The organism is Streptomyces sp. NPDC059718 (genome assembly GCF_042733315.1).
In the GTDB taxonomy this organism is placed as follows: domain Bacteria; phylum Actinomycetota; class Actinomycetes; order Streptomycetales; family Streptomycetaceae; genus Actinacidiphila.
This window is the reverse complement of record NZ_JBHWGA010000022.1, coordinates 37,797-61,741: the sequence shown is the minus strand read 5'-3', so window position 1 is coordinate 61,741 and position 23,945 is coordinate 37,797. Positions and strand designations below refer to the sequence as shown.

Sequence of the window (23,945 nt, the reverse complement as noted above, 5' to 3'; positions counted from 1 at the left end):
GAATGTCTAGGTTCGCCTGCTCCTGTCATTCACGCTACTAGCAACGGTAGATCACGGGCAGTAACAGGGAGAAAAGCGTGGCCACCAACAGCAAGGCGCCGAGGGCCCAAAGACAAGGCACGCCGATCGCCCTGATCTACGACCGTCTCACCCTGCCCGGCACAACCCTTCTCACCGAGCGCCTGCGGGAATGCGAGCGGTATGCCTCGGAATTCGAGTGGGACTTCAGGGGGCTGTGGATCGAGCACGGCCCCCAGGCCCTCACTGCTGACGACCGGCCGCAACTGGGCGCGCTGCTCCACATCATGCGGGCTCACTCCGCGAGTAGGCCCGTGGTCTGCCTGGTGTACGACTGGGATCGACTCGGGTCGGCCGAGTCGAGGCCGGTGCTGCAGCGTCGGGTGCGGATGGCTGGCGGCTGGGTGGAGACGGCGCAGGGCGAGAGTGACCGGGCGGTGAGGTTCGGGCATCTCCACGAAGCGCCGCAGTCGCTGGGTGCGGCGTCTGCCGTCAGCCCTCCCTCCTAGACTGGTCCGGCCGCGACGGAAGGAATGATCACAAATGCGACCCCAGCGCTTCGAAGAGATCCTGCAGGGCCTGCTCAAGCAGGCAGGAGGCCAGGTCAAGGACGTCGTCACCGTACGCGAGGCCGGATACGACAAGCACCCCTACGGCCTGTCCGTCACCTACGCCAGCGGCGCCCGGGTCCTCCTGCAGGTCATCTCAGTCCTCGCCGACGGCGACAAGCACGCCCGGCCCGAGCAGATCATCGAAGGCGAGAACGCGCTCGAGCCGGTGCCAGTCCCGGACGTCTTCGAAGGCGGCAAGCTCCAGCTCGCCAAGGTCGACCAGCACCTCGCGGCGCTCCTTATCAACAGTGGCAGCCGCGAGATCGCCAGCGTCACGCCGTACACCGACGAGCCCGACGACCACACCGCCGTCCGCTACGGCCTGCGCGTCGCCTACCACGACACCAGCCGCATCCACGTGTACGTGGTCCATGCCCTCTCCGCAGGCCGCGACAGCTGGCCGCATGGCGGAGAGTTCAACGTCCCGGCCGCCGTCTAAGTCCGGAGGCCGGGCTGCACCACCACCAGAGGGAACCACCCGTCTGTACTGGAGGTACGCGTGAACAGGTTCGATCCCGGTCTCCTCGAAGGCAACTGCCCCTCCTGTGGCGCAACCGTCGGGGCCCCCAAGGGGCAGCCGACCCCGCCGCATCAGAGGCCGTACGGCGATCGGTCCATGTGTCCGGGCAGGGGTGCGCCGGCGCTGTGATCTGAGTAAGGCCCGGGGCCCCCACCAAGTCGGCGGTGGGGGCCCCCGGTTCTGTCAGCTGCTGACACGCCGTAGCTGGCCTGTAGCTGACCTGTCGGTTTTCTGTGACACGCACACGGGCAATACTTGCCGAGTGAATCAATTGAAGAATGAACTGACCTCGACGCCCAGCGCCCGCGCGATCCGCCCCAGCAGGTCGATCGACGCCGCATGGGTGCCCAGCTCGGTCCGATAGACCGAGTGCCTGGCCACGTCCGCCAGGTGCGCCAGCTGCTCCTGTGACAGCTCGCGCTCGTTCCTCAACTCCCTGACCCTGTCGCCCACCCGGCGGCGCTGCGCGAGCAGCCACTCGGGTACGGGTTCACGGGACACCCCACGAACATCGTGGGACAGTGATCATCTTGTCAGCCACAAATATGCGGCAGTTCCGGCCGCAGCACCGCCGGCCTTCCCGGTCGGCGGCATCGAGCGGGCCTGGGTAGGCGCTTCTGGCGAGGGGCGTCGTTCCGTCCAGATGACGGGCCTGGGCTCTGAGCCGCCCCCGGTCCACTACGGTGGGTCCCGGGGGCGGTGCAACCCCGGGGGGTGAATCTCACCCCAAGGTATTGCAGAGCACAGAGGCCATGGGTCTCCTGCAAAAACCCTGGTAAGCACAGAAGACAGCCAGTCATAGTCCGCGACTACCTGGACTGATCAGGCAGGACGCCCGGACGGGCCCGCGACCGCCACGGCGGCCGCGGGCCCGTCGGCTTTTCCGGACAGTTCTCCGGATGCGGCTCCCGTTCCGTCACGTCACTGTGGGTGTTCTGGGCATTCCGGAGGGTGAGGAGAATGCATGCGTTCCTCGGTCAGCACGCTGATCGGCGGGCTCATAGCCGGGTCCGCGCTCGCGCTGTCGCTACCGGCTTCCGCCACCGCCGCGGCGGTGGAGTACGCCCCCGGCGCCCCGGGCGCCGACAACGGTGTCATAGGTGGCACACCGGTCACCACGGAGCAGCACCCGTGGGCGGTGGTCCTGTCGAGCCGGTCCCGCTACGGAACGGGTCGCTCGGGGCAGTTCTGCGGCGGAGCGCTCGTCGGGCCGAACACGGTGGTCAGCGCCGCGCACTGCTTCAGTCCTACCGCACTGGGCGGGGACTGGGGCCAGGTGCCCGACCTGCGCATCATCGCGGGGCGGACGGACCTCGCCGGTTCCGACGGCCGGGAGGTGGCGGTCCGTAATGTCTGGGTCAACCCCGCGTACGACCCCACGACCAACAGCGGCGACGTGGCGGTCGTCACGACCACGGAGCCGTTCCCCGCGGGAAGCGCGATACGCATGGCGGCACCGGGGGACGTGAGCTCCTACGAGGCGGGCACGCCGGCGCAGGTCTTCGGCTGGGGGGACACCGCGGGCCTGGGGACGTACTCGAACGTCCTGATGGCGGCGAACGTCTCGGTGCTCGCCGACTCGGTCTGTGAGCAGGCCTATCCGGGCAGTGTCGAAGGCAAGTACCAGAAGAGCGGCATGGTCTGCGCCGGCGACCTGGCCGGCGGGCACGACTCGTGCCAGGGGGACAGCGGCGGTCCGCTGGTGGCGGAGGGCCGGCTGATAGGGCTGGTGTCCTGGGGCGCGGGATGCGCCCAGGCGGGGCATCCCGGTGTGTACACCCGGGTCTCGGCGGTGGCGGGACTGGTCGGCCAGCACTCTTTGTGACGTGCGGCGGACAAGCCGACGGGCGGCCTCCCGCAAGGGGGGCCGCCCGTCGTGAGAGCTCGTCGCAGTGCTACGCGTCAGCGTTCGTCTTCGGCCGCGACGGCCGGGGTGGCGGTGAGCCGACCGGTCTCGTCCTGTATCTCCGTAGCGATCTTCTTCAATTCGGGCTCGAACTTACGCCCGTGGTGCGCGCAGAAGAGCAGCTCGCCGCCACTGATGAGTACGACGCGCAGGTAGGCCTGGGCGCCGCAACGGTCGCAGCGGTCCGCCGCCGTCAGCGGGCTCGCGGGGGTCAGAACTGTAGTCACGTCGCCTCTTCTCTAGCTCGACGAGCTGTCGTACCAGGGTCAACATCCAACCAGGCCCAAACTGTTCCCGCTCAGGTCTTTTCCTTGGAAACTGTCGTTGTAGCGGCCGGATGCTACCGATTGGCGGCGAAAGATCCTCTGGCGTCTTATCTGTCGGCTTCGGGTCGTTCTGGCAGATCTGGTCAGATTGTTCGGTTGTGTCCCCCCGGCCCGGAAGCCGGTTGTTGAGGAGGACGTGCCCCGAGCCTAAATGGTTCATGCCTCCAGGGGAACGTGACATGTGTATCACTCAAACGAGGGATCGAACGTACCTTCGAAAAAGGGCTAGCATGATGCCCGTACCGGGTCGCGGCGAAACGGCCGCGCGTGACCTCGGTACCCTCTCACCGATACGGCTGAAGAACTTCATGAGGAGACGTTCGCGTGACCGCCGAAACATCCGTGCCGTCCACCGCGTTGCTGACCGGTGCAGATCGTGACGGCTCCAACTACACCGCGCGACACCTGCTCGTGCTCGAGGGCCTCGAAGCGGTCCGCAAGCGCCCCGGCATGTACATCGGTTCCACCGACAGCCGCGGCCTCATGCACTGCCTGTGGGAGATCATCGACAACTCGGTGGACGAGGCCCTGGGCGGCCACTGCGACCACATCGAGGTCGTCCTCCACGGCGACGCCTCCGTCGAGGTGCGGGACAACGGCCGCGGCATCCCCGTCGACGTCGAGCCCAAGACCGGTCTGTCCGGCGTCGAGGTCGTCATGACCAAGCTGCACGCCGGCGGCAAGTTCGGCGGCGGCTCCTACGCCGCCTCCGGCGGTCTGCACGGTGTCGGCGCCTCCGTCGTCAACGCGCTCTCCGCCCGGCTGGACGTCGAGGTCGACCGCGGCGGCCACACGCACGCGATCAGCTTCCGCCGCGGCGTCCCCGGCAGTTTCGCCAAGGTCGGCCCCGAGGCGGCCTTCGAGCCGGGCAACGGGCTGGACAAGGTCAAGAAGGTGCCGCGGGCCCGCACCGGCACCCGCGTCCGCTACTGGGCGGATCGTCAGATCTTCCTCAAGGACGCCAAGCTCTCCCTGGACACGCTCCACCAGCGCGCCCGCCAGACCGCGTTCCTGGTCCCCGGGCTCACGATCGTCGTCCGCGACGAGCGCCCCGACAACGGCTCGGAGGACGGGAAGCCGGTCGAGGACACCTTCCGCTTCGACGGCGGCATCAGCGAGTTCGCCGAGTACCTCACCCCGGACAAGCCGATCTGCGACGTGCTGCGGCTGACCGGCAGCGGCACCTTCAAGGAGACCGTCCCGGTCCTCGACGACCTCGGCCACATGACCCCGACCGAGGTCACCCGCGAGCTCGGCGTCGACGTCGCCCTGCGCTGGGGCACCGGCTACGACAGCACGCTGCGCTCCTTCGTGAACATCATCGCCACCCCCAAGGGCGGCACCCATGTGCGCGGCTTCGAGGGAGCCGTCACCAGGACGTTCAACGAGGTCCTGCGCGCCACCAAGCTGCTGCGCGTCGCCGAGGACGACATCGTCAAGGACGACGCCCTGGAGGGCATGACGGCGGTCGTCACGGTCCGGCTCGCCGAGCCGCAGTTCGAGGGCCAGACCAAGGAGGTGCTGGGCACCTCGGCGGCCAACCGCATCGTGGCCAACGTGGTGTCCCGCGAGCTCAAGGCGTTCCTCACCTCCACCAAGCGGGACGACAAGCAGCAGGCCCGCGCCGTCCTGGAGAAGGCCGTCGCCGCGGCCCGCACCCGGATCGCCGCCCGGCAGCACAAGGACGCGCAGCGCCGGAAGACCGCGCTGGAGTCCTCGTCGCTGCCGGCCAAGCTGGCAGACTGCCGCAGCGACGACGTGGACCGCAGCGAACTCTTCATCGTCGAGGGTGACTCGGCCCTGGGCACGGCCAAGCTCGCGCGCAACTCCGAGTTCCAGGCGCTGCTCCCGATCCGGGGCAAGATCCTCAACGTCCAGAAGTCCTCGGTCACGGACATGCTGAAGAACGCCGAGTGCGGCGCCATCATCCAGGTCATAGGAGCAGGCTCGGGCCGCACCTTCGACATCGACCAGGCCCGCTACGGCAAGATCATCATGATGACGGACGCCGACGTCGACGGCAGCCACATCCGCTGTCTGCTGCTGACGCTCTTCCAGCGCTACATGCGGCCCATGGTCGAGGCCGGCCGGGTCTTCGCCGCCGTGCCGCCCCTGCACCGGGTCGAGCTGACCAACCCCCGCAAGGGCCAGGACAAGTACGTCTACACGTACTCCGACCGGGAGCTGCGCGAGACGCTGCTGGAGTTCGAGCGCAAGGGCATCCGCTACAAGGACTCCATCCAGCGCTACAAGGGTCTCGGCGAGATGGACGCCGACCAGCTGGCCGAGACCACGATGGACCCGCGCCACCGCACCCTGCGCCGGATCAACATCAGCGACCTGGAAGGCGCGGAGCTCGCCTTCGACCTGCTGATGGGCAACGAGGTCGCGCCGCGCCGCGAGTTCATCGCCAACTCCGCCGCCACGCTCGACCGTTCGCGGATCGACGCCTGACGGACCGGTTCCTTGTGCCGGCGCCCTCCACGGTCACCCACCCGTGGAGGGCGCCGGAGCTTCCCCACCCCCAGGGGTGGGGCACCATCACCCGATGAGGTGAAGGTTTCTGCTTGGGGGCTCCCGGATCTTCCCGCAATGTCCATGCTTGGGCGCACGGCCGATCGGCCCGTGAGGCGAGGAGAGTTCGTGAAAGAGCACGACCGGGCGGAAACCGGAGGGCTGTGGGTGGACGACCCCTGGTACGACGTCCTGGCCGCGGGGGAGTGGGAGGGCCCCGAGCCACCGCCGGTCTCCCTCCCGTCGCAGGCCCGCCCGGCCGACGCGCACGCCCGGGTGTACCGCGAGGTGCAGGCCAGCGGCCCCTTCCAGGAGGTGCGTTCCCGGTACCGGCGGTTCGTCTTCCCGGCAGCCGCCGCCTTCCTCGCCTGGTACCTGCTCTACCTCGTCCTGGCGACGGCCGCGCCGCGGCTGATGGCCCGGCCGCTGGCCGGCGAGTTCAACGTGGCCATGGTCCTGGGCCTCGCCCAGTTCGCCACGACCTTCCTCCTGACCTGGGCCTACGCCCGGCACGCCCGGCTGCGCCGGGACCGGGCCGCCCTCGACCTGCGCTGGGACACCCAGGAGCGGATGCGGTGACCGGCAACCACCAGGGCCTGGCGCTGGTCCTCTTCACCGTCTTCGTCTCCGTCACCCTGGCGATCACGGCCTGGGCCGGCCGACGGCGCAGCTCGTCCGTGGAGTTCTTCGCCGGCGGCCGTCTCTTCTCCCCGCTGGAGAACGGATTCGCCATCGCCGGCGACTACATGTCCGCCGCCTCCTTCCTCGGCATCTCGGGGCTCATCGCGCTCTTCGGCTACGACGGCATGCTCTATTCCGTCGGCTTCCTCGTCGCCTGGCTGTTCGTGCTGCTGCTCGTCGCCGAGCTGGTCCGCAACTGCGGCCGCTACACCCTCGCCGACGTCCTCACCGCCCGTATGCGCCAGCGCCCGGTCCGGATCGCCGCGGGCACCTCCGCGGTCACCGTCTCCGTGCTCTACCTGGTCGCGCAGATGGTCGGCGCCGGGAGCCTGGTCTCCCTCCTGCTCGGCGGTCAGGGGTCGGCCGCCCGCACCTGGACCGTCATCGGCGTCGGCGCGCTCATGGTCTTCTACGTCGCCTTCGGCGGCATGCGCGCCACGACCTGGATCCAGATCGTCAAGACCGTGCTCCTCATGGGCGGCACGATCACCCTCACCGTCCTGGTCCTCCTTCGCTTCCACGGCGACCTCGGAGCGCTGCTGCGCTCGGCCGCCGACGGCAGCGGCCAGGGCCGGGAGTTCCTCGCCCCCGGAAGGCTGTACGGGCAGAGCTGGACCGACCGGCTGGACTTCATCAGCCTCGGCCTCGCCCTCGTCCTGGGCACCGCCGGGCTGCCGCACATCCTGTCGCGCTTCTACACCGTGCCCACGGCCCGCTCGGCGCGGCGTTCCGTGGTCTGGGCGATCGGGCTCATCGGCGGCTTCTACCTGATGACGATCGTGCTGGGCTTCGGCGCGGCGGCGCTGGTCGGCTCGAACACCGTGCGCGCGTCCAACGCCGCCGGGAACACGGCGGTGCCGCTGCTCGCCCTCGACCTGGGCGGGGGAGCGGGCTCCACCGGTGGAACGGTTCTCTTCGCGGTCGTCGGGGCGGTCGCGTTCGCCACGATCCTGGCCGTCGTCGCCGGTATCACGCTCGCCTCGTCCGCCTCGGTCGCCCACGACCTCCACGCCACGCTGCGCCGTCGAAGGACCGCACCGGGCGGCAGGCGCCGGGAGAACCAGGACGTGCGGGTGGCCCGGGTGGCCGCCGTCTGCATCGGCGGGGTGGCCATCGCGCTGAGCCTGTTCGCGCAGGGCCAGAACGTGGCCTTCCTGGTGGGGCTCGCGTTCGCGGTGGCCGCGTCCGCCAACCTGCCCGCGCTGCTGTACACGCTGTTCTGGCGGAGGTTCACGACCCGCGGCACGGTCTGGGCGATCTACGGGGGTCTCGTCCCGGCGGTCGTGCTGGTGGTCCTGTCCCCGGTGGTGTCGGGCAGCCCGCAGTCGCTGTTCCCGGGCGTGGACTTCCAGTACTTCCCGCTGGAGAACCCGGGCCTGGTGTCCATCCCGCTGGGCTTCGCGGCGGGCTGGCTGGGCACGGTCCTGTCCCGCGAGCGCGCCGACGAGGACAAGTTCGCCGAGGTCGAGGTCCGTTCGCTCACCGGGGCCGGAGCGGTGTGACACCCGTTCCGCCTGGCGGAACGCATCGATTGCCGCGGGCCCGCGGCGCCTCCAGGCTGTGCGGCATGCCATCGAGCCGTGTGCGCTGGCTGCTGCGCGACGAGACGGGCGTGGCAGCGGTACTGGTCCTGCTGGTGCTCGTCGTGGGCATCGCCGAGCCCGACTTCCTGACGCGGTCCAACCTGACCGGGACCGCCCACAACGCCTGCTACGTGGGGCTGATGGCGGCCGGCATGGTCTTCGCCCTCGCCATGCGCGAGGTCGACCTGTCAGTCGGCGGGGTCTACGCGCTCGGCGTGACCGTCGGCGCGGTCTGCATCCGCGACGGCTGGTCCCCCTGGGCGGCGGCCGCTGCGGTGCTGGTGCTGTCGGCGCTGCTCGGGGCGGGCAACGCGATCGTGGCGACGTACGTGGGGCTGCCGACGTTCATCGTCACCCTCGCCACCGCCATGCTCTTCCGCGGCATCGGCCTCGCTCTGGCCGACGGCAGGCAGATCAGCGGGATGCCGCAGGACCACGCCTTCTTCCAGGTCGTGGGCGGTGACGTCGGTGGCCTGCCGACCGCGGTGTGGGTGCTGCTCGCCACGACGGCGGCGCTCACCGTGCTGCTCACCCGCACCCGCTTCGGGGCACAGGTCAGGGCGGTCGGTTCCAACCCGGACGCGGCGCTGTTCACCGGGCTGCCGATCGTACGGACGCGGATCAAGGCCATGGCGCTGTCCGCGTCGACGGCCGGTCTTGCGGCCGTCCTGGCCCTGGCCTTCTTCATCTCCGGGGACCCGACCATCGGCCAGGGGTACGAGCTGAGCGCGATCGCCGCGGCGATCATCGGCGGCACCCCGCTCGCGGGCGGCCGCGGCTCCGTGCCGGGGGCGGTGATCGGCGCGCTGATCCTGGCCGTCGTGGCGTCCGCCCTGGTGTTCTTCGACGTACCGATCAACTGGACGACGTTCGCGACCGGAGCGGTGATCCTCGCCGCCGTCGCCGCCGACAGCGCACTGCGCCGTTTCCGCGGCCGCCACACCTGATGCCCCGTCACCGCTCCGGAGGCCACCATGGCGTACGTCCCGCACCCCCGGCAGGCCCACCGTCCCACCCGGCGTTCCCTCCTGCTGGCCGGGGCGGTGGTGCCCGCCGCGGCCCTCCTGCCCGGGTGCGGCGACGAGGGAGGCCGCGACGGCAAGGGCGACGGAACCCTGCACATGGGCATCGCCGTCGCCAACATCAGCCTCAACTTCGCCGCGGAGATGGTGAACGGCGCCAAGGCGGCAGCCGCGCGGGCCGGGGGCGTGGACTTCACGGCGGTCGGCCCGCCCAACACCGACGGCCCGGCCGAGGCCCAGCTGTTCCAGAACCTCACCACGACCGCGAAGGACGGCGTCGTCCTGGAGAACCTGGACCCGCCGATCTTCGTCCGCCCCGCCGCTCAGGCCGTCGACCGGGGCGTCCTGGTCGTCGCCCTCGACACCGCCCCGCTGGACGGCTCCAAGGTGACGTTCTACGTCGGCAACGACAACTACGAGATGGGCGCCAAACTCGCCGAGGAGGCCCTCAAACGCCTCCCCGCCGACCCCGCCGGCACGGTCGTCGTCGGTGTCCCCAACCCCGGCACGCCCGTCCTCGACAGCCGGGCCGAGGGCATCCGGGAGACCTTCGCCGCCAAGGCCCCCGGCATCAAGGTGCTCGGCCCCTTCCAGACCTACAGCGACCCGGCCCAGAACCACGGTGCCTGGCTCGCCCAGGTGCACGCCAACCCCGGGGCCCTGGCCTTCCTCGGCGTCGGCGACGCGGACAGCTACAACCTCGGCCGGATCAAGACCAAGGAGAAGGGCGCGTACCTGGTCGCGGGCGCCGACGTGGACGTGAAGACCCTCGAGTACGTCAAGAGCGGGGCCAACTTCTGCACCGTCGACCCCGAGCACTTCCTCAAGGGCTACGTCGCCACCGCCGTCCTCATCGACACGGTCAGGAAGGGCGGCGAGCTGCCCGAGGGCTGGTTCCGGATGCCCAGCCTCGTCGTCGACTCCTCCAACGTCGACGGGATCATCGCGCGCCAGAAGAGCAGCGAGGCCGCCTACCGCTGGTACAAGCCGCAGATCGACGACCTGCTCGCCCACCGGGACGCGCACATGAAGCCCCTGCGGGACGAGCGTTGACATGGCCGCCGTGACCCCCGTCCTCGCCGCCGCCGACCTGGTGAAGTCCTACGGGGGCGTCACCGCCCTCGACGGGGCGGGCATCGCCCTGTCCGCCGGCGAGGTGCACGCCCTCGTCGGCGAGAACGGCGCCGGGAAATCCACCCTCGTCCGACTGCTGCTGGGGATCGAGCGCCCCGACGCCGGCACGGTCGAGGTGGAGGGCGCGCCGCCGCCGTACGCGGGCGCACGGCAGGCCGCGGCCGCCGGGATCGCCGTCGTCGCGCAGGAGCTCAGCCTCTTCCCCGACCTGACCGTGCTGGAGAACCTCTACCCCTACGGGCCTCCGCGACGGGCCGGACTGACCTCGCCCTCGCGCGCCCGGGACGGGGCCCGCGAGGTCCTCACGGCCCTCGGGCTGGCCGACGTCCCCTGGGACACCCCGCTCGGCCGCCTCGACCTCGCCGACCGGCAGCTCGTCGAGATCAGCCGGGCCCTGCTGGGGTGCCCGCGCGTCCTCGTCCTCGACGAGCCGACCTCCGCCCTGCCCGTCGACGCCGTCGAGCGGCTCTTCGCGGTGATCCGCCGGCTCGTCGGCGGGGGCCTCGCCGTGCTCTACATCTCGCACTTCCTGGAGGAGGTGCGGCGACTGGCCGACCGGATCAGCGTCCTGCGCGACGGCCGTACGGTGATGCGCGGCGCCCCCGTCGGCGAGGTGTCGCTGGACTCCCTCGTCGCCGCGATGCTCGGCGACACCCCACCGCCGGCCAGGGCGGATCCCCGGCCGTCGGCCGCCGCGCCGTCGGCGGACGGGCTCGGCTTCACGCGGGTCAGTGCCGCGGGAAGCCTGCGCGAAGTCAGCTTCGAGGCGGCCGCGGGCGAGGTCACGGGCTTCACGGGTCTGCAGGGTGCGGGGCACCTCACCGTCCTCGACATCGTCTGCGGCCGCGCCCGGCCCACTGCGGGCCTGGTCACCCTCCCCGGCGGCGGACCGCCGCCCCGTGACGTGCGCCGTGCCGTCGCGGCCGGGGTCGCCTTCGTGCCCGGCGACCGCAAACGGTACGGGCTCATGCTCGACCGCACGGTCTGGGAGAACACCTGCGCCGCCTCCTGGCTCGCCCGCGGCGACGGCTCGCCCTGGCTGCGCCGCTCCCGTCACTTCGCACGGGCCCTCGCCCACGCACGGCGCCTGCGGCTCCAGGGCACGCCCCACACACCGGTCGGCGCGCTCTCGGGCGGCAACCAGCAGAAGGTCGTCTTCGCCAAGTGGCTCGACATCGAGCCCCGCGTCGTCGTCCTCGACGACCCGACCCGGGGCGTGGACGTCGGCGCCCGCGCCGAGATGCACGCGATCGTCGGCGAACTCAGGGCCGCGGGCACGACCGTCCTCGTGGCCTCCACCGACCTCGCCGAACTGGCCGAAATCTGTGACCGGGTGCTGGTCCTCCACCGCGGCAGGATCGCGCGGGAGCTGTCCGGCGCGGCCCTGACCGAGTACGCACTGGGCGTCGCCATGAACGCCGGCCCCACCGGACCGGAGCCCGCCCCGGGCGGCGGCCCCGGAACCACGGACGACTGACAAGGGGACCCCATGGCACCAGGACGCCTCGACGGCAAGGTCGCCCTGATCAGCGGCGGCGAGAGCGGCATCGGCCTGGCCACCGCGCGGCTCTTCGTCGCCGAGGGCGCGCAGGTCCACCTGCTCGGCCTCGACGCCGCCGCACTGCGCGCCGCCGCGGCCGAGTTCGGCGCCGGCCGCTGCTCCACCGGCGTCGTCGACGTCACCGACGCCACGGCGGTGGCCGCCGCCGTCGCCGAGGGCCTCGCCCGCTTCGGCCGCCTCGACGTCGTCTTCAGCAACGCCGGGATCACCGGTGAGGTCGCGGCCGTCGAGGACTACCCGGAGGAGGTCTTCCGGCGGGTCCTCGAGGTCCACGTCGTCGGAGCCTTCCTCCTGCTCAAGCACACCCTCCCGCACCTGGGGCCCGGTGCCTCCGTGATCATCAACTCCAGCGTCGCCGGACTCACCGCAGACCCCGGCATCAGCGGCTACGCGGCCGCCAAGCACGCCCAGGTCGGGCTGATGCGCGTCGCGGCACGCGAGTGCGCCGCCCGCGGCATCCGCGTCAACACCATCCACCCGGGCCCCACCGACACCCCGTTCATGCGGCGCATCGAGACCGCCGCCACCGGGCAGCCTTCCGAGCACGCGGCCAGGGCGTTCGACGCGATGATCCCCCTCGGCCGGCACGCGGCACCCGAGGAGATCGCCCGCACCGTGCTCCACCTCGCGGGCGACGACGCGAGCTTCACCACCGGAGCCACCGTCGCGGTCGACGGCGGCATGAGCGTATGAGAGGCGTCCCCGCCATGACGACCGCCCTGCGGGCCCTGCTGGAGATCCTCGCCGACGAAGGGGTGGACCGGGTCTTCGGCAACCCGGGCACCACCGAACTCCCCTTCCTGGAGGCGCTGTCCGGGCCCGGCGCCCCGCCCGAGTACGTCCTCGGGGTCCAGGAGGGCTCGGTCGTCGCCATGGCCGACGGCTACGCCCGGGCCACCCGCCGTCCGGCCTTCGCCAGCCTGCACATCGCCGCCGGCACCGCCAACGGCCTGATCGGGATGCTCAACGCCCGGCGCTCCCGCACCCCGCTGGTCGTCATGGCGGGCCAGCAGGACCGGCGCCACCTGCTCCAGGACCCCATGCTCGCCGGGGACCTGGTCGCCCTCGCCTCCGGAGCGGCCAAAAGGGCCGAGGAGGTGCACCGCCCCGAGGACCTGCCGCTCGTGCTGCGCCGTGCCTTCGCGCTGGCCCGGCAGCCGCCGCAGGGCCCGGTGTTCGTCTCCGTGCCGATGGACGTCCTCGAGGACGCCGCCTCCGTGGAGGTCCCCGCACGCTCCCCCCTCGCGCCGCCCGGGCCGGCCGGCGGGCTCGACCGGGCGGCGGCCCTGCTGGCCGCCGCCGGACGGCCCGCGGTCGTCGCCGGTGACGGGGTCGGCAGGGACGGGGCGGTCGCGGCGTTGGTACGGGTAGCCGAGGCGCTCGGCGCGGTCACCTACCACCAGCCGATGAACGACCACCTGGACTTCCCCGGCTCCCACCCGCTGTACGCCGGACCGCTGCCGCCCGTCAACGCCCGCATCCACGAGCGGTTGAAGGGCCACGACGCGCTGCTCATCGCCGGCTGCCGGGCCTTCACCCCGCACCACTACAGTCCCGGCCCGCCCGTCCCCGAGCACCTGACGGTCGTGCAGATCGACGCCGACCCGGCAGAACCGGGCCGCAACTTCCCCGTCGCCCTGGGCCTCACCGGGCCGCTGGACTCCTCACTGGCCGCGCTCGCCGGCCACCTGGCCCGGCTGGTCCCGCAGGACACCGCCCGCGAGCGGATACGGGAGGCGGGCGCCCGCCACGCCGAGGCGCGGGACCGGCTCGACCTGCGGGCCCGGTCGGCGCGGCACCGTGCCCCGGTCGACCCGCTCGCCGCCGCGCACGCCCTGGCCACCGCGCTGCCGGAGGAGGCGGTGCTCGTCGAGGAGTCGATCACCGTGGGGGTGCACCTGCGTGGCGTGCTGCGCCGGGACCGGCCGGGCGGCTTCGTCCACACGGTCGGCGGGGGCCTGGGCTGGGGCATCGGCGCGGCCGTCGGCCACCGTCTCGGCGCGCCCGGACGCCCGGTGGTGGCCGTGCTGGGGGACGGTTGCGCGATGTTCGGGCTGCAGGGGCTGTGGAGCGCGGCGCACCACCGGGTGCCGGTCCTGTTCGTGGTGATGGCCAACGGCGAGTACCGCACCCTGAAGAACACCCTCGACACCCGTGGCGGCAGCCCCTCCGTCCCCCACCCCGGCCTCGACCTGGGCGAGCTCGACTGGCGGCTGGCCGCACGCTTCTTCGGCATCCCCGCGGTCCGTGCGGACGGGACGGAGGAACTGGCGCGGACCGTCGCGGCGGTGCGCGGGCTCGACGGCCCGCTCCTGGTCGAGGTGCCCTTGCGGGGGCACTCATGAGCGCCGAGGATGCGACCGTGACGGAGAGCCGGTCGATGCTGGCGCGCGGGGCCGCGCTGCTCGGCGCCTTCGCCGCGGGGGAGGACGGGATCCCGCTCGGCGAACTCGCCGCCCGCACCGGCCTGCCCAAGTCGACCGTGCACCGGCTGCTCGCCGAACTGACCGCCGTCGGCCTTGTGGAGCGCGGGACGGACGGCTACCGGCTCGGCCTCGCCCTCTTCGAACTGGGCCAGCGGGTGCCGCACCGGCGGCTGCGCGAGGCGGCGCTGCCGTTCATGGAGGAGCTGTACGAGGCCACCCACGAGAACGTGCACCTCGCCGTCGTCGACGGCGCCGACACCGTCTTCCTGGAGAAGCTCACCGGCCGCCGCTCCATGCAGATCATCTCCCGGGTCGGCGGCCGCCTGCCCGCCTACTGCACCGCCACCGGCAAGGCGCTGCTCGCCTACGGGACCCCGCCCGGGCTGGCCGCGGTGCTCGGCGGCGGACTGCGCCGTCGCACCCCGCGGACCATCGTCGTGCCGCGGCTGCTCCAGCAGGACCTCGTCCGCACCCGGGCCCGCGGCTACGCCGTGAACTGGGAGGAGGCCGAGGTCGGCGTCTCCGCCGTCGCCGCCCCCGTCTACGGGCCGCGGCTGGGCCCGCGTGCCTTCCCCGTCGCCGCCGTCTCCGTCACCGGCGCCACGCGGGGGCTGCGGCCGGACCGCGTCGCGCCCGTGGTGTGCGCGGCGGCGCGGGCGCTGAGCCATGAACTCGCCCGCCGGTGAACCGGGTCAGCCGGTCCGCGCCCACGCGTACCGGTGCTCGGGGCGGCCGGTGTCGCCGTACTTGAGGGTGAGGCTGATCCGGCCCTCGCGCTCCAGGAACTTCAGGTAGCGCTGCGCGGTGGAGCGGCTGATGCCCGCGCGTGCGGCGACCTCGTGGGCGGAGAGCGGCTCCGCGGCCTCGGTGAGGACCTTGCGCACCAGGTCGGCGGTGGGTGCCGAGTGCCCCTTGGGCAGGTCCGCCGGCGCCGCGCCGGCCGTGCGCAGCGCGCCGAAGATGCGGTCCACCTGCTCCTGGCCTGCCTCGCCGCGCCCGCCGACGCCGTCGAGCGTGCGGCGCAGCGCCGCGTAGGCGTCCAGCTTGGCGCGCAACCCGGCGAAGCTGAACGGCTTGACCAGGTACTGCAGCGCGCCGAAGCGCATCGCCGCCTGCACGGTCGCCACGTCGCGCGCGGCCGTCACCATGATCACGTCCGCGCTGTGGCCGAGCTGCCGCATGCGCCGCACCAGGGTGAGGCCGGTCTCGTCCGGCAGGTAGTGGTCGAGCAGGACGAGGTCGACGTGCATGCGCTCCAGCGTCGCCAGCGCCTGGGCCGCGGTGTGGGCGCGGGCGGTCACCCGGAACCCGGGGACCCTGGCGACGTACGCCGCGTTGATCTCCGCGACGCGGAAGTCGTCGTCCACGACCATGACGTCGATCATCGTGCTCCCCCCGCGGATGCCCCGGACACCGCGGACGCGGCCGAGGTGAGTTCCGCGCCGGCCAGTGCCTCGGGCAGGACGACGGTGAAGACCGCGCCGCCGCCCGCGCGGGCGGTCACCCGGGCCATGCCGCCGTACCGTTCGGCGAGCCGCCGCACGAGCGCGAGGCCGAGCCCGCGGCCGCGGTGGGCCGGGGACCGCTTCGTCGTCCAGCCCTCGGCGAAGATCTGCTCACGGGCCTCGGGCGGTACGCCGGGACCGTCGTCGGACACCCGCAGCACGACCGTCGTGCCCTCGGCACGCAGCTCCACCTCGACGAGCGAACCCGCCGCGTCCAGGGCGTTGTCGATGAGGTTGCCGAGCACGGTGACCAGGTCCCGCGGGTCCACGACCCGGTCCGGGAGCAGGGTGACGGGGGAGACCGACAGGGCCACCCCCCGCTCCGCCGCGATCGCCGACTTGCCGACCAGCAGGGCGGACACCAGCGGGTCCCTGACCCGTTCCGCGACCTGCTCCGCGGAGGCCCGCTGGGCGTCGGCGACCTCGCCGACGAAGTCCACCGCCTCGTCGTACAGGCCGAGTTCGAGCAGCCCGAGCAGGGTGTGCAGGCGGTTGGCGTGCTCGTGGTCCTGGGCGCGCAACGCGTCCAGCAGGCCGTGCGTGCTGTCCAGCTCCCGCCCCAGCCGCTCCAGTTCGGTGCGGTCCCGCAGGGTGGCCACCGCCCCGCCGTCCCCGGTCGGCATCCGGTTGGCGACCAGCACCCGTGCCCCGCTGACGGTGAGCAGGTCGGTGCCCGCGACCCGGCCGGTCAGCACGTCGGTCGTCCGCCCGGGGGGCAGCACCTCGTCCAGGGCGCGGCCCGCGGCGTCCGGGCCGAGGCCGAGCAGCCGTTGCGCCTCGTCGTTGAGCAGCCGCACCCGTCCCTGGGCGTCCAGGGCGATGACGCCCTCGCGGATGCCGTGCAGCATCGCCTCGCGCTCGTCGAGCAGCGCGGAGATGTCGGCGAAGGCGAGCCCGTGCGTCCTGCGCTGCAGCCGCCGCGACACCAGCAGCGCCGCGAGGACGCCGACCGCGAGCGCCGCTCCCGCGTACAGCAGCAGCACCGGCACCGTGGCGAGCAGCCGCTCCCGCACGCTGTCGTAGGCGATGCCCACCGACACGGCGCCCACGATCCTCCCGTCGGCCCCGTGCAGCGGCACCTTGGCGCGCGCGGAACGCCCGAGGGTGCCCCGGTCGATCTGCATGATCTCGCGCCCCGACAGGGCCACGCTGGGGTCGGTGGAGACGTGCCGGCCGATCTGGGCGACGTCCGTGTGCGACCAGCGCACACCGCGGGTGTCCATGACGACGATGTACAGGGCGCCGGTGGCACGGCGGATCCGCTCGGCCTCCTCCTGCACCGGCCCGGTGACGCTCGGGCGCGTGGTGACCAGGTCGTGGGCGAGACCCGGGGTCGCGGCGGTGGTCTGGGCGATCGACAGCGCCTGCCGCATCGCCTGCTGGTCCAGCTGGGAGCTGAGCGGGGCGAGGAACAGCCCGGTGGCCAGGGTGATGACGCCGGTGGTGAGGACCACCTGGACGAGCAGCACCTGGGCGAAGACGCGGCGGGGCCAGCGGATGCGCATCTACGTCACCCCTGTCCTTCCCGGTGTTCCGCGCCCTTGCGGAATTCGCTCGTCCGTTTGCCCGGCTGTGAACGCAACGTAAACGCGGCCGGGGTCCGCTGCCCAGCCCTCGTGGCCCTTTCGTTGTTGTAGCGCGAGCAAAACGAGCAGAACAGGGGGTTGTGGGCACAAGGCGGAGTTGTGACCGCAAGGGTGCCGCCGTGGCCCGGGCCACGCCTAGCGTCCCGGCGCATGAGCACACAGACCGGCCCCGCCATCGAACTGCGGGGAGCGAGCAAGGCGTTCCGGACCCCGTCCGGGGCCCTCCACACCGCCGTCCGCGACCTGGACCTGACCATCGGCCGCGGGGAGTTCGTGGCCGTCGTGGGCCCGACCGGCTGCGGCAAGTCCACGACCCTGACCCTGGTCAGCGGGCTGGAGGAGCCCACCGAGGGCGAGGTGCTGGTCGCCGGCGAGCCCGTGCGCGGCATCGGCGACAAGGTCGGCTACGTCTTCCAGCAGGACGCCGTCTTCCCCTGGCGGACCGTGCTGTCCAACGTCATGGCCGGCCCCCGCTTCCGCGGCGTGTCCAAGGCCGAGGCCAGGGAGCGGGCCCGCGAGTGGCTCGCCCGCGTCGGCCTGTCCGCCTTCGAGGACCGCTACCCGCACCAGCTGTCGGGCGGCCAGCGCAAGCGCGTCGCGCTCGCCGCCACCTTCGTCAACGACCCCGAGATCCTGCTCATGGACGAGCCCTTCTCCGCGCTCGACGTGCAGACCCGCGCGCTGATGTCCGACGAGCTGCTGGAGCTGTGGTCCGGCACGGGCGCCTCGGTCGTCTTCGTCACCCACGACCTGGAGGAGTCCATCGCGCTCGCCGACAAGGTCGTCGTCATGACCGCCGGACCGGCCACGGTCAAGGAGGTCTTCGAGATCGACCTGCCGCGCCCGCGCCAGGTCGAGTCCGTGCGGCTGGAGCCGCGGTTCATCGAGATCTACCGGGAGATCTGGGCCTCGCTCGGCGAAGAGGTCCGCATCACCCGCGAGAGGGGTGCGGCCGATGTCGCCTGAGACCGTGGCGGCCCCCTCGGCCGCCGTCACGAAGGACCCCGTGGGCACCGACCGCGCGCGCTCGCGCGCCCGTGCCGCCCGCAACCGGAGTTACCTCGTCCACGGCAGCCGCGTGCTGCTCCTGGTCGCCGTCCTCGGGCTGTGGGAGTGGCTGGCCAGGGCCGGGGCCGTCGACCCCTTCCACTTCTCGATGCCCTCCAGGATCTGGGAGCAGATCCGCACCTGGGCCGTGGACGGCACCGCGCAGGGCACCCTGTGGGAGCAGATCTGGTACACGCTCTACGAGGCCCTGCTCGGCTGGGTCATCGGCGTCGTCGCGGGCGTGGTGCTCGGCATCGCCCTCGGGCGGATCCGTTTCCTCGCCGACGTGCTCGGCCCGTACATCAAGGTGCTCAACGCGCTGCCGCGGATCGTGCTCGCGCCGATCTTCCTGATCTGGTTCGGACTCGGCCCGGCCTCCAAGGTGGCCTCCGCCGTCGTCCTGGTCTTCTTCCCGGTCTTCTTCAACGCCTTCCAGGGCGCCCGCGAGGTCGACCGCAACCTGGTCGCCAACTCCCGCATCCTGGGCGCCCGCGACCGTCAGGTCACCTTCCAGGTCGTCATCCCCTCGGCCACCTCGTGGATCTTCACCAGCCTCCACGTGAGCTTCGGCTTCGCCCTCATCGGCGCCATCGTCGGCGAGTACATCGGCGCCACCAAGGGCCTGGGCCTGCTGGTCGCCGCCTCCCAGGGCACCTTCAACTCGGCCGGCGTGTACGCCGCGATGGCGATCCTGGCGGTCGTCGCGCTGCTCGCCGAGGGCCTGCTGACCTTCCTGGAGAAGCGGCTCTTCCGCTGGAAGCCGGGCGAGGCAGGCTCCGCCCGCTGACCCCTCCACCGCCTCCCGCCACCCCCCTTCACAAGGACGTGAACCAGATGCGCGCAACCCTCAGGGCCGCGGCCGCCGTCGCCGCCTCCGCCGTCGCCCTCACCACGCTCACCGCGTGCGGCGGCGACTCCGCCTCCGCCTCCGGCGGCAAGGTCGACAAGGTCAAGATCATGGTCGGTGGCCTGGACAAGGTCATCTACCTGCCCGCGATGCTCACCGAGCGGCTCGGCTACTTCAAGGCCGAGGGACTGGACGTCGAACTGCTCACCGAGCCGGCCGGCGTACAGGCCGAGACCGCGCTCGTCTCCGGCGACGTGCAGGGCACCGTCGGCTTCTACGACCACACGCTCGACCTGCAGGTGAAGGGCAAGCAGGTGGAGTCCGTGGTGCAGTTCTCGCAGGCGCCCGGCGAGGTGGAGATCGTCTCCAACGCGGCGGCCGGCGACCTCACCGGCGCCGAGGACTTCAAGGGCAGGAAGCTGGGCGTGACCGGCATCGGCTCGTCCACGGACTTCCTCACCAAGTACCTGGCCGTCAGCAACGGCGTGAAGACCAGCGAGTTCACCCCGGTCGCGGTCGGCGCCGGCCAGACCTTCATCTCCGCGATGGAGCAGGGCTCGATCCAGGGCGGCATGACCACGGACCCGACCGTGGCCACGATCTTGGACAAGGGGCTCGGCAAGGTGCTCATCGACATGCGCACGCCGGAGGGCTCGCGGCAGGCGCTCGGCGGGCTCTACCCGTCCTCCAGCCTCTACATGCAGACGGAGTGGGTGGACAGCCACAAGGAGACGGTGCAGAAGCTCGCCAACGCCTTCGTGAAGACGCTCCGCTGGATGTCCGCGCACAGCGCCGCGGAGATCGCCGCGAAGATGCCCGCCGACTACGCGCAGGGCGGCGGGCAGGAGCTCTACGTCAAGGCGATCGAGAGCACGCTGCCGATGTTCACCAAGGACGGCGTGATGCCCGAGGGCGGACCCGAGACGGTGGAGCGGGTCCTGAAGGCCTTCAACCCCAACCTGCAGAACGCCCAGGTGGACCTGGGCAAGACCTACACCACGCAGTTCGTCAAGAACGCCGGCTGAATCCCGCTGATCTCCATCCGCAGCGGCGCCCCCAGGGCCGCCCCGCAGCTCTCGGGCCGGGGCGGCTCCGCCGCGACCGGCGTCACCTCGACGTCCCAGGCCCGGCCGTCGCGGTGACGCACGCGGGTGCCGTGCTCACCGTCCACGGTCAGTGCCTCGGCGGTCAGCTCGCCGGTCAGCCGCCGCACGGCCAGTTCGGCGGCCTGGCCCGGACGCTCCCACGCGGAACGTCCGCGGCAGCCCTCCAGCACCATGCCGCCCTCGCGGGCGGCCGCCAGCACCTGCCGGGCCAGCGCGGCGTCGACCCGGGCGTAGGCGTAGCCGTACGGCAGCACCAGCATCGTCGGGGAGAACCGGTGCCCGCCCAGGTGGGTCACCTCCCACACCTCACCGAGCCCCGAGGCGGCCAGCTCCGCGGCGAGCGGACGGCCGTTGAGGGCGCAGCAGCGGTCGCGCTTGCCGTTGGTGCAGACGAGGGCGAGCGGGTCGCCCTCGTACGGCATCCCGAAGCCGCGGTGGTCGCCGCGGCCCAGCGCCTCGAAGTCCAGGCCCAGCAGCGCGGCCGGGTCCTCCACGACCGCGTCCCGCACCCAGGAGCCACCCGGCACGGTGTGCGCCACGTACGCCGCGCGCCGCCGCACGTCATGCCGGTCCGCGTGCCGCCCGGGCCGCCGGATCAGCCCGACCCGCACCCCGGTCCCGGCCGCGGCCCGCTCCAGCGCCCTGCCCACCCGCGGATCCAGATGGCTCCCGGTCAGCGCCTTGGGACCCCACGGCCCCGGCTGCTCCAGCAGCAGCCAGGTCCGCGCGGTGGCCGCCGTCGCGGCGACGGGCTCCGCCAGTGAGCTGGACGCGGAGGTGCAGGTGCTCATGAAGGTAAGCCTAACCTTCGGCACCACCCCCGGCTCTCCCGCCCCTCCCGTTCGGAGCGGTCCTCTGTGCGGGGGTCACCGTGATACGACGAGGCCTCCCCGGCAGCAGCGCTGCGGGGGAGGCCGTCGAGTGGCGTCTGCGCAGGTCAGAGGTCCGGGATGTCGGCCTTTGCCCGCACCAGGGTTTCGCGGGTGATCACGACGATCCGCTCGTCGTCCGCGCGCCCGGCATCCGAAGGGAGTGCGCCGTCGAGCTCGCTTGTCATGTCAGTCCCGATGACGGCGAATCGTCCGTCGCTCAGTTCGAAGATGTCGGGGCATGTCGACCCGCTCATGCTTCCGCGCAAGCGAGGGGACACGCCGAGACGCCGTACGATCACGCGAACACTCCTTACAGCCTCCCCGAGGCTGGTCACCGGAGGAAGTGATCGCACGTGGACCGCCCGCGGTTCAGCGATGCGATTTATGTATGAATGGGGCAAAAGTTGTAGCAGTCAAAATGGCACACATTTTGGCCCGGTCGCTGGGAACGCGCCCGGGGAGCTGTGAAGTTACGGCATTCGAGTGACTGCTGCGCAACAAATCGCAGAGCTGTCCGGAGATGGCCGCCGTTGTCGGCCTGCCCGGCCGATGCTGTCGCTACGGTTGTATGGAATTGCGTTGTTCGTACTCCGTGATCGCCACGTCGACGAGCCTCCCGAACTGCACTTCGTCGCCGTCGGGGTCGAGGAGGGCCCGGTGGGGGCGGCTGAACTCCCAGTAGTCCCGGAACTTGGCACTCCGCACGAGCACCCGCAGGTGCCCCCGCATCTCCGAAGGCGACGCGTTGTCCAGCCGGAAGGCGAGCAGGTGCTGGGCGAAGACGAGGTTCGTGTAGAGCAACTCCCGGCCGCGCTCGACCGGGACGGATTCGAAACCGGGCCAGACGGCCATGAGTTCCGGGTTCTCGATGGCGATCTTGAGCAGTTCGACGTGCACCGCCCGGACGTGCGCCTCGGCGCTGCGGTACAACTGGGCGTGCGTACGCGCGAGTTCGCGGCGCTGCAGCGATAACTCCCGCCGGTGATGGCGGGCCTTCCGCTGCTGCACGCCGAACGTCACGAGCACCGCCGCCAGTGCCAGCCCCGAGAAGGCGGCGTTGGCGGCCATGAAGGTGGACGCGGCGGAGTCCTGGCCGGGGCCCGAGGGGGAGGCGAGGGCCACCATGAGCTTGCCCAGGGCCACGGCGACGGCGGCCGTGAGCAGCAGGACGGCGGTGACCCCGATGACCAGCAGGGCGGCGATTCCGCCCACCTCTCTGGAACGCGCCATGTGACCCCCCGATCGGCGCACGCCCGCCCGTCATGGCGGCCGCAGCCCGAAGAAACGAAGCTCCGGGCAGGTGCGAGCGGCTCTGGTCGACTGCCTCGGAGAGGTGAGAAGCACGCAGGGACGCACGGGTCCGGCACCCGCCGTCGAATGAGTGTTACCCGCAGGGAACGGTCGTGAAGCGCGCTATTCAGGACAGGTGGGCGCTGTATTGGCCCAGGTTGAGGGTGAGGCGACGCTTCGGTCCCTGACGCCACGGCGGCACCGCCGGGTGCCGGGCGCCCCAACGGTCTTGCGCAAGAGCGCAAACCACTTGCATGTCATGTCGTATGCTTGCGCTCATGACGCGACGGCTTGCCGAAGTAGCGAAGAAGGTCGGGGTCAGTGAGGCCACCGTCAGCCGTGTGCTGAACGGGAAGCCGGGGGTGTCGGAGGGCACCCGGCAGGCGGTGCTCACGGCGCTGGACGTGCTGGGGTACGAGCGGCCGACGCAGTTGCGGGGGAACCGGGCCCGGCTGGTCGGGCTGGTGCTGCCGGAGCTGCAGAACCCGATCTTCCCGGCCTTCGCAGACATCGTGGGGGCGGCCCTGGCCCAGCAGGGCCTGACGCCGGTGCTGTGCACGCAGACCGCGGGCGGGGTGTCGGAGGCGGACTACGTCTCGCTCCTGCTGCAGCAGCACGTCTCCGGCGTGGTCTTCGCCGGCGGCCTGTACGCGCAGGCGGACGCGCCGCACGACCACTACCGCCTGCTGGCCGAGCGGAACCTGCCGGTGGTGCTGATCAACGCCGCGATAGAGGACCTCGGTTTCCCGAGGGTGTCGTGCGACGACGCGGTCGCCGTGGAGCAGGCCTGGCGGCACCTGTCCTCGCTGGGCCACGAGCGGATCGGCCTGCTGCTCGGGCCCACCGACCACATGCCGTCGCGGCGCAAGCTGACCGCGGCGCGGGCCGCGGCCGCCGCGGGCGGCGGGTCGCTGCCCGACGAGCACGTCGGGCGGGCGATGTTCACGCTGGAGGGCGGCCAGGCCGCGGCCGCCAAGCTCTGGGAGCGCGGGGTCACCGGGATCATCTGCGCCAACGACCCGATGGCGCTCGGCGCGGTGCGGGCGGCGCGCCGGCTGGGGCTGTCCGTGCCCGGGGACGTCTCCGTGGTCGGTTACGACGACTCGGCGTTCATGACCTGCACCGACCCGCCGCTGACCACGGTGCGGCAGCCCATCGAGGCGATGGGCCGCACCGCCGTCGAGCTGCTCGCGCTGAAGATCGCGGGCAAGCAGGTGGCCTCCGACGAGCTGCTGTACGAGCCCGAGCTGGTCGTCCGCGGGACGACGGGGCCCGTGCGCGGCTGAGCGGCCGCGCGCCCCGCGGGGCCGGGGGGTGCGTCGGGGGCGGTACCACCCCGGGCGCGGGTGGGGGCGGGGGGTTACCGCGCCCTGGCCGGGGGTGGCGGGCC

At 72.1% G+C, this 23,945-nt stretch carries 23 protein-coding genes; 16 read left to right on the top strand and 7 right to left on the bottom strand.

Going from position 1 to position 23,945, the window contains the following annotated elements:
* Window positions 1-77 precede the first annotated feature (77 nt).
* Together ACFV3E_RS24450 and ACFV3E_RS24445 are read left to right on the top strand one after the other, a co-directional pair.
* Window positions 78-527, top strand: a complete 450-nt coding sequence (locus ACFV3E_RS24450) for a recombinase family protein (protein WP_500536559.1) — start codon at window positions 78-80, stop codon at window positions 525-527.
* A 34-nt stretch (window positions 528-561) separates the two neighbouring features.
* Window positions 562-1,068, top strand: coding sequence for a hypothetical protein (locus ACFV3E_RS24445; RefSeq protein ID WP_500536558.1), 507 nt, complete (start codon window positions 562-564; stop codon window positions 1,066-1,068).
* A gap of 348 nt (window positions 1,069-1,416) precedes the next feature.
* On the opposite strand, the gene ACFV3E_RS24440 is transcribed toward ACFV3E_RS24445, so the two are convergent.
* Window positions 1,417-1,650, bottom strand: a complete 234-nt coding sequence (locus ACFV3E_RS24440; RefSeq protein WP_500536557.1) for a helix-turn-helix transcriptional regulator — start codon at window positions 1,648-1,650, stop codon at window positions 1,417-1,419.
* 463 nt (window positions 1,651-2,113) lie between these two features.
* Between ACFV3E_RS24440 and ACFV3E_RS24435 the strand changes: the two genes are divergently transcribed.
* Window positions 2,114-2,974, top strand: coding sequence for a S1 family serine peptidase (locus ACFV3E_RS24435; protein WP_500536556.1), 861 nt, complete (start codon window positions 2,114-2,116; stop codon window positions 2,972-2,974).
* Between the two features lie 77 nt (window positions 2,975-3,051).
* Here ACFV3E_RS24435 and ACFV3E_RS24430 read toward each other — a convergent pair whose 3' ends face one another.
* The gene (locus ACFV3E_RS24430; protein ID WP_499514468.1) at window positions 3,052-3,282 is read right to left on the bottom strand and encodes a DUF7455 domain-containing protein; all 231 of its coding nucleotides are present in this window, start codon (window positions 3,280-3,282) and stop codon (window positions 3,052-3,054) included.
* Between the two features lie 423 nt (window positions 3,283-3,705).
* Here ACFV3E_RS24430 and ACFV3E_RS24425 point away from each other — a divergent pair, with 423 nt between their 5' ends.
* The 9 genes from ACFV3E_RS24425 to ACFV3E_RS24385 all read left to right on the top strand — a co-directional run bounded on the left by ACFV3E_RS24425 (window position 3,706) and on the right by ACFV3E_RS24385 (window position 14,988).
* Window positions 3,706-5,835, top strand: coding sequence for a DNA gyrase/topoisomerase IV subunit B (locus tag ACFV3E_RS24425; RefSeq protein ID WP_500536555.1), 2,130 nt, complete (start codon window positions 3,706-3,708; stop codon window positions 5,833-5,835).
* Window positions 5,836-6,024: 189 nt separating this feature from the next.
* Window positions 6,025-6,474 carry a DUF485 domain-containing protein gene (locus ACFV3E_RS24420; protein ID WP_500536554.1) on the top strand — a complete coding sequence of 150 codons (450 nt, stop codon included), beginning with the start codon at window positions 6,025-6,027 and terminating at the stop codon, window positions 6,472-6,474.
* Window positions 6,471-8,078, top strand: coding sequence for a monocarboxylic acid transporter (locus ACFV3E_RS24415; RefSeq protein WP_500365668.1), 1,608 nt, complete (start codon window positions 6,471-6,473; stop codon window positions 8,076-8,078). Before ACFV3E_RS24420 ends, ACFV3E_RS24415 begins: the two co-directional genes overlap by 4 nt.
* A 65-nt stretch (window positions 8,079-8,143) precedes the next feature.
* The gene (locus ACFV3E_RS24410) at window positions 8,144-9,106 is read left to right on the top strand and encodes an ABC transporter permease (protein WP_500536553.1); all 963 of its coding nucleotides are present in this window, start codon (window positions 8,144-8,146) and stop codon (window positions 9,104-9,106) included.
* A 27-nt stretch (window positions 9,107-9,133) separates the two neighbouring features.
* Window positions 9,134-10,234, top strand: a complete 1,101-nt coding sequence (locus ACFV3E_RS24405) for a sugar ABC transporter substrate-binding protein (RefSeq protein ID WP_500536552.1) — start codon at window positions 9,134-9,136, stop codon at window positions 10,232-10,234.
* A gap of 1 nt (window position 10,235) precedes the next feature.
* The gene (locus tag ACFV3E_RS24400) at window positions 10,236-11,792 is read left to right on the top strand and encodes a sugar ABC transporter ATP-binding protein (RefSeq protein ID WP_500536551.1); all 1,557 of its coding nucleotides are present in this window, start codon (window positions 10,236-10,238) and stop codon (window positions 11,790-11,792) included.
* Window positions 11,793-11,804: 12 nt separating this feature from the next.
* On the top strand, window positions 11,805-12,569 hold the full coding sequence (locus tag ACFV3E_RS24395) for an SDR family NAD(P)-dependent oxidoreductase (RefSeq protein WP_500536550.1): 765 nt from the start codon (window positions 11,805-11,807) through the stop codon (window positions 12,567-12,569).
* Between the two features lie 14 nt (window positions 12,570-12,583).
* Window positions 12,584-14,221, top strand: coding sequence for a thiamine pyrophosphate-binding protein (locus tag ACFV3E_RS24390; protein WP_500536549.1), 1,638 nt, complete (start codon window positions 12,584-12,586; stop codon window positions 14,219-14,221).
* Window positions 14,222-14,238: 17 nt separating this feature from the next.
* Window positions 14,239-14,988, top strand: a complete 750-nt coding sequence (locus ACFV3E_RS24385; protein ID WP_500365655.1) for an IclR family transcriptional regulator — start codon at window positions 14,239-14,241, stop codon at window positions 14,986-14,988.
* Between the two features lie 6 nt (window positions 14,989-14,994).
* Here ACFV3E_RS24385 and ACFV3E_RS24380 read toward each other — a convergent pair whose 3' ends face one another.
* Together ACFV3E_RS24380 and ACFV3E_RS24375 are read right to left on the bottom strand one after the other, a co-directional pair.
* The gene (locus tag ACFV3E_RS24380; RefSeq protein WP_500365653.1) at window positions 14,995-15,687 is read right to left on the bottom strand and encodes a response regulator; all 693 of its coding nucleotides are present in this window, start codon (window positions 15,685-15,687) and stop codon (window positions 14,995-14,997) included.
* Window positions 15,684-17,312, bottom strand: coding sequence for an ATP-binding protein (locus tag ACFV3E_RS24375; protein ID WP_500536548.1), 1,629 nt, complete (start codon window positions 17,310-17,312; stop codon window positions 15,684-15,686). The genes ACFV3E_RS24380 and ACFV3E_RS24375 overlap by 4 nt, the downstream gene beginning before the upstream one ends.
* Before the next feature lie 231 nt (window positions 17,313-17,543).
* Here ACFV3E_RS24375 and ACFV3E_RS24370 point away from each other — a divergent pair, with 231 nt between their 5' ends.
* From ACFV3E_RS24370 to ACFV3E_RS24360, 3 genes are read left to right on the top strand one after another with little or no spacing between them, the layout of a single operon-like run.
* Window positions 17,544-18,359: an ABC transporter ATP-binding protein gene (locus tag ACFV3E_RS24370; RefSeq protein ID WP_500536547.1), complete on the top strand. Its 816-nt coding sequence runs from the start codon at window positions 17,544-17,546 to the stop codon at window positions 18,357-18,359.
* Complete coding sequence (locus ACFV3E_RS24365; RefSeq protein WP_500365647.1) at window positions 18,349-19,227, top strand: ABC transporter permease; 879 nt, start codon at window positions 18,349-18,351, stop codon at window positions 19,225-19,227. The genes ACFV3E_RS24370 and ACFV3E_RS24365 overlap by 11 nt, the downstream gene beginning before the upstream one ends.
* 47 nt (window positions 19,228-19,274) lie before the next feature.
* On the top strand, window positions 19,275-20,312 hold the full coding sequence (locus tag ACFV3E_RS24360; protein WP_500536546.1) for an ABC transporter substrate-binding protein: 1,038 nt from the start codon (window positions 19,275-19,277) through the stop codon (window positions 20,310-20,312).
* Here the strand turns inward: ACFV3E_RS24360 and ACFV3E_RS24355 are convergent.
* The 3 genes from ACFV3E_RS24355 to ACFV3E_RS24345 all read right to left on the bottom strand — a co-directional run bounded on the left by ACFV3E_RS24355 (window position 20,279) and on the right by ACFV3E_RS24345 (window position 22,495).
* Window positions 20,279-21,184, bottom strand: a complete 906-nt coding sequence (locus ACFV3E_RS24355) for a ferredoxin family protein (protein ID WP_500536545.1) — start codon at window positions 21,182-21,184, stop codon at window positions 20,279-20,281. The two genes, ACFV3E_RS24360 and ACFV3E_RS24355, sit on opposite strands and share 34 nt — an antisense overlap.
* 146 nt (window positions 21,185-21,330) lie before the next feature.
* Entirely contained in the window at window positions 21,331-21,519 is a 189-nt protein-coding gene (locus ACFV3E_RS24350) for a hypothetical protein (RefSeq protein ID WP_500536673.1), read from the bottom strand.
* A 304-nt stretch (window positions 21,520-21,823) separates the two neighbouring features.
* Window positions 21,824-22,495 carry a DUF6082 family protein gene (locus ACFV3E_RS24345; protein WP_500536544.1) on the bottom strand — a complete coding sequence of 224 codons (672 nt, stop codon included), beginning with the start codon at window positions 22,493-22,495 and terminating at the stop codon, window positions 21,824-21,826.
* Window positions 22,496-22,833: 338 nt separating this feature from the next.
* On the opposite strand from ACFV3E_RS24345, the gene ACFV3E_RS24340 reads away from it, so the two are divergent.
* Window positions 22,834-23,841 (top strand): LacI family DNA-binding transcriptional regulator, encoded by a 1,008-nt coding sequence (locus ACFV3E_RS24340; protein WP_354796787.1) that lies wholly within the window; start codon window positions 22,834-22,836, stop codon window positions 23,839-23,841.
* The last annotated feature ends 104 nt before the right edge of the window (window positions 23,842-23,945 follow it).

Bases quoted from the DNA above. Each gene is read 5' to 3' on its own strand.
- ACFV3E_RS24395 (WP_500536550.1), top strand. From the start codon at position 11,805: ATGGCACCAGGACGCCTCGACGGCAAGGTCGCCCTGATCAGCGGCGGC.
- ACFV3E_RS24380 (WP_500365653.1), bottom strand. From the start codon at position 15,687: ATGATCGACGTCATGGTCGTGGACGACGACTTCCGCGTCGCGGAGATC.
- ACFV3E_RS24345 (WP_500536544.1), bottom strand. From the start codon at position 22,495: ATGGCGCGTTCCAGAGAGGTGGGCGGAATCGCCGCCCTGCTGGTCATC.
- ACFV3E_RS24350 (WP_500536673.1), bottom strand. From the start codon at position 21,519: ATGAGCGGGTCGACATGCCCCGACATCTTCGAACTGAGCGACGGACGA.
- ACFV3E_RS24400 (WP_500536551.1), top strand. From the start codon at position 10,236: ATGGCCGCCGTGACCCCCGTCCTCGCCGCCGCCGACCTGGTGAAGTCC.
- ACFV3E_RS24435 (WP_500536556.1), top strand. From the start codon at position 2,114: ATGCGTTCCTCGGTCAGCACGCTGATCGGCGGGCTCATAGCCGGGTCC.
- ACFV3E_RS24405 (WP_500536552.1), top strand. From the start codon at position 9,134: ATGGCGTACGTCCCGCACCCCCGGCAGGCCCACCGTCCCACCCGGCGT.
- ACFV3E_RS24365 (WP_500365647.1), top strand. From the start codon at position 18,349: ATGTCGCCTGAGACCGTGGCGGCCCCCTCGGCCGCCGTCACGAAGGAC.
- ACFV3E_RS24355 (WP_500536545.1), bottom strand. From the start codon at position 21,184: ATGAGCACCTGCACCTCCGCGTCCAGCTCACTGGCGGAGCCCGTCGCC.
- ACFV3E_RS24410 (WP_500536553.1), top strand. From the start codon at position 8,144: ATGCCATCGAGCCGTGTGCGCTGGCTGCTGCGCGACGAGACGGGCGTG.
- ACFV3E_RS24375 (WP_500536548.1), bottom strand. From the start codon at position 17,312: ATGCGCATCCGCTGGCCCCGCCGCGTCTTCGCCCAGGTGCTGCTCGTC.
- ACFV3E_RS24360 (WP_500536546.1), top strand. From the start codon at position 19,275: ATGCGCGCAACCCTCAGGGCCGCGGCCGCCGTCGCCGCCTCCGCCGTC.
- ACFV3E_RS24445 (WP_500536558.1), top strand. From the start codon at position 562: ATGCGACCCCAGCGCTTCGAAGAGATCCTGCAGGGCCTGCTCAAGCAG.
- ACFV3E_RS24340 (WP_354796787.1), top strand. From the start codon at position 22,834: ATGACGCGACGGCTTGCCGAAGTAGCGAAGAAGGTCGGGGTCAGTGAG.
- ACFV3E_RS24390 (WP_500536549.1), top strand. From the start codon at position 12,584: ATGACGACCGCCCTGCGGGCCCTGCTGGAGATCCTCGCCGACGAAGGG.
- ACFV3E_RS24370 (WP_500536547.1), top strand. From the start codon at position 17,544: ATGAGCACACAGACCGGCCCCGCCATCGAACTGCGGGGAGCGAGCAAG.